Origin of the sequence: Azospirillum melinis, assembly GCF_013340935.1 — a bacterium.
Lineage (GTDB): Bacteria > Pseudomonadota > Alphaproteobacteria > Azospirillales > Azospirillaceae > Azospirillum > Azospirillum melinis.
Genome location: NZ_WHOS01000133.1, coordinates 1 through 2,779 on the forward strand (window position 1 = coordinate 1; position 2,779 = coordinate 2,779).

Below are 2,779 nucleotides of genomic sequence, written 5' to 3' on the forward strand. Positions count from 1 at the left end.
GGGCGGGGTCGTCGGCGATGGTTGCGGCCCTCGACGGGCTGGATCTGGGGCCGACCTTCGACTGGCCGGCGGAGCGGCTGGTGCTGCTGATCGCGGGCGGGCTCGACCTGTCGCGCGGGCTGGCCGGGGCGGCGGAGGATGACGAGGGGGCAGGGCGGGCCGACGCCGGCCGGGCAGGGATTTGCGCCGACGACGTGGTGGTCGGCCTGTCGGCCAGCGGTGCCAGCGCCTACACCGTCGGCGTCCTGCGCGCGGCGCGGGAGGCGGGGGCCCTGACCATGGGCATCGCCAGCAGTGCCGGTTCCCCCCTGCTGGAAGCGGTGGAGCATCCGGTGCTGACCGCGACGGGGGCCGAGGTGATCGCCGGATCGACCCGGCTCGGTGCCGGCACCGCGCAGAAGGTGGTGCTGAACCTGTTTTCGACCGGCGTCATGACCGCGCTCGGCAATGTCTACGACAACCTGATGATCAATGTCCGGCCGGAGAATGCCAAGCTCCGCCGCCGCTGCACCGCCATGGTCGCCCGCATCGCCGGCGTGGATGAGGATGCTGCCGGTGCGGCGCTGGAGCGGCACGGCGACGTGCGCCGCGCCGTGCTGGGGCTGGCCGGGCTGGAGGCGCCGGAGATCGACCGGCTGCTGATCGCAACCGGCGGCAACCTGCGCCGCGCGATGGAACAGGCCCGGTCGGGGTCCAACACGCAAGAATGACCAACATGTGAGGCCCGGCCCCCTTGAGGCCGGAGCCCGTTGCACTGGGAGACGTCCGAATGTCTGCTGATCGTTTGTCGGGCGACCGTTTTTCGGGCGTCCAGAGGCTGGGGCGGGCGCTGATGCTGCCGATTGCCGTGCTGCCCATCGCCGGGCTGCTGCTGCGCATCGGCCAGCCCGACCTGCTGAACATCGCCTTCATCGCCGCGGCGGGTGACGCCGTCTTCTCCAATCTGGGTGTCCTGTTCGCCGTCGGCATCGCCATCGGCTTTGCCCGTGAGAACCACGGTGCCGCCGGATTGGCCGGCGCCGTCGGCTATTTCGTGGCGGTGAAGGGTGCGGTGGTGCTGAGCGGTGTCGCGCCGGAGCTGGTGGCGAAGATGTCCAGCCGCATCAGCATCCCGGTCGGCATCCTGATCGGCATCATCGCCGGCCAGCTCTACAACAAATACAAGGACATCAAGCTGCCGGACTATCTCGCCTTCTTCGGCGGGCGGCGCTTCGTGCCCATCGTCACCGGTCTGGCGGCGCTGGGGATCGCGCTGGTCTTCGGCTATGGCTGGCCCGTTGTCGATTCCGGACTGACCGCGCTGACCACCGGCGTGCTGGGGCTGGGCAAGATCGGCCTGTTCCTCTATGGCGTGCTCAACCGCATCCTGATCATCACCGGCCTGCACCACATCATCAACAACATCGCCTGGTTCCTTCTGGGCGATTACCAGGGCGTCACCGGCGACCTGAACCGCTTCTTCAAGGGCGATCCGACGGCCGGCGCCTTCATGGCCGGCTTCTTCCCGGTGATGATGTTCGGTCTGCCGGCCGCCTGTCTCGCCATGTACCACACCGCCAAGCCGGAGAACCGTGCGGCGGTCGGCGGCGTGCTGCTGTCGATGGCGCTGACCGCCTTCCTGACCGGCGTGACGGAACCGGTGGAATTCGCCTTCATCTTCCTGGCACCCGCCCTGTTCGCCGTCCATGCCGTGCTGACCGGCCTGTCGATGGTGCTGATGGACGTGCTGAACGTGAAGCTGGGCTTCGGCTTCTCGGCTGGTCTGTTCGACTATGTGCTGAATTACGGCAAGGCGACCAACCCGATCCTGCTCCTGCCGGTGGGCGCCGCTTACTTCGCCATCTATTACGGGCTGTTCCGCTTCGTCATCCAGCGCTTCGACCTGAAGACGCTTGGCCGCGACGACATCGCCATTCCCGCCGGTCAGGCACCGGCCGCCTCCGGTGTCCGGCCCGCCACTGTATCGGCCGCGCCGGCCCCGGCGGTCAGCGACCGTGCCGGCGCCTATGTCGCGGCCCTCGGCGGGGCCGGCAATCTGCGATCTGTGGAGGCCTGCACCACGCGCCTGCGCCTGAACGTCGCCGATGCCAGTCGGGTGAACGAGGTGGAGTTGAAGCGCATCGGCGCCCGCGGCGTGGTGAAGCCGTCGGCCAATTCGGTCCAGGTCATCGTCGGTCCGATTGCCGACCAGTTGGCGGGCGAGATCCAGGACTCGCTGAACGCATCGGCGGGCTTGCGGGTCTGATCGAAAGCACCCCGGTCCCAACATTGGAAAGCCCCGGTTCCTCGTGGAACCGGGGCTTTCCGTATTTTGAGGTTTGTGTACCGTCAGGCGGGTTCCGGTTCATCGGCGAAGATCGCCTTCAGGTCTATGCGGGTGTCGGTCTTCGCCTCAAGGTCCAGCTGGCGCTCGACCTCGTCGAGATGCTCGATCATCAGGGCGGTCGCCTCGCCGGGGCGGTTGCCGGTCAGGGCGGCGATCAGGTGGCGGTGATCGTCGGCGGAGCAGGTGTGCGACGAGCGCCGCTCGAACGCCGCGATGGCAAGGCTGGAGCGGTCGATCAGGTCGGTCAGGATGCCGGCCAGCGTCGCGTTGCCGGCGAACTCGGCCAGCAGAAGGTGGAACTGGCCGGACAGGCGGATCATCGCCTTGCGGTCGGCGGCGTGCTGCTGTCGATGGCGCTGACCGCCTTCCTGACCGGCGTGACGGAACCGGTGGAATTCGCCTTCATCTTCCTGGCACCCGCCCTGTTCGCCGTCCATGCCGTGCTGACCGGCC

The 2,779-nt window shown here is 68.3% G+C and carries 4 protein-coding genes; 3 read left to right on the top strand and 1 reads right to left on the bottom strand.

Annotation, left to right across the window (positions count from 1 at the left end):
* Both GBZ48_RS35705 and nagE read left to right on the top strand, forming a co-directional pair.
* The coding region (locus tag GBZ48_RS35705; RefSeq protein ID WP_174475358.1) for an N-acetylmuramic acid 6-phosphate etherase at positions 1-710 on the top strand (710 nt) is incomplete at its 5' end.
* Positions 711-769: 59 nt separating this feature from the next.
* Entirely contained in the window at positions 770-2,245 is a 1,476-nt protein-coding gene (nagE, locus tag GBZ48_RS35710; RefSeq protein WP_174475359.1) for an N-acetylglucosamine-specific PTS transporter subunit IIBC, read from the top strand.
* An 83-nt stretch (positions 2,246-2,328) separates the two neighbouring features.
* Here the strand turns inward: nagE and GBZ48_RS35715 are convergent, their stop codons facing one another.
* Positions 2,329-2,646, bottom strand: coding sequence for an FCD domain-containing protein (locus GBZ48_RS35715; protein ID WP_246307695.1), 318 nt, complete (start codon positions 2,644-2,646; stop codon positions 2,329-2,331).
* Positions 2,647-2,676: 30 nt separating this feature from the next.
* Between GBZ48_RS35715 and GBZ48_RS35720 the strand changes: the two genes are divergently transcribed.
* On the top strand, positions 2,677-2,779 hold a 103-nt coding region (locus tag GBZ48_RS35720; RefSeq protein WP_246307696.1), incomplete at its 3' end, for a PTS transporter subunit EIIC.

What these genes read in the sequence shown, in the direction of transcription:
- nagE (WP_174475359.1), top strand. Translation starts at nt 770, where the DNA reads ATGTCTGCTGATCGTTTGTCGGGCGACCGTTTTTCGGGCGTCCAGAGG.
- GBZ48_RS35715 (WP_246307695.1), bottom strand. Translation starts at nt 2,646, where the DNA reads ATGATCCGCCTGTCCGGCCAGTTCCACCTTCTGCTGGCCGAGTTCGCC.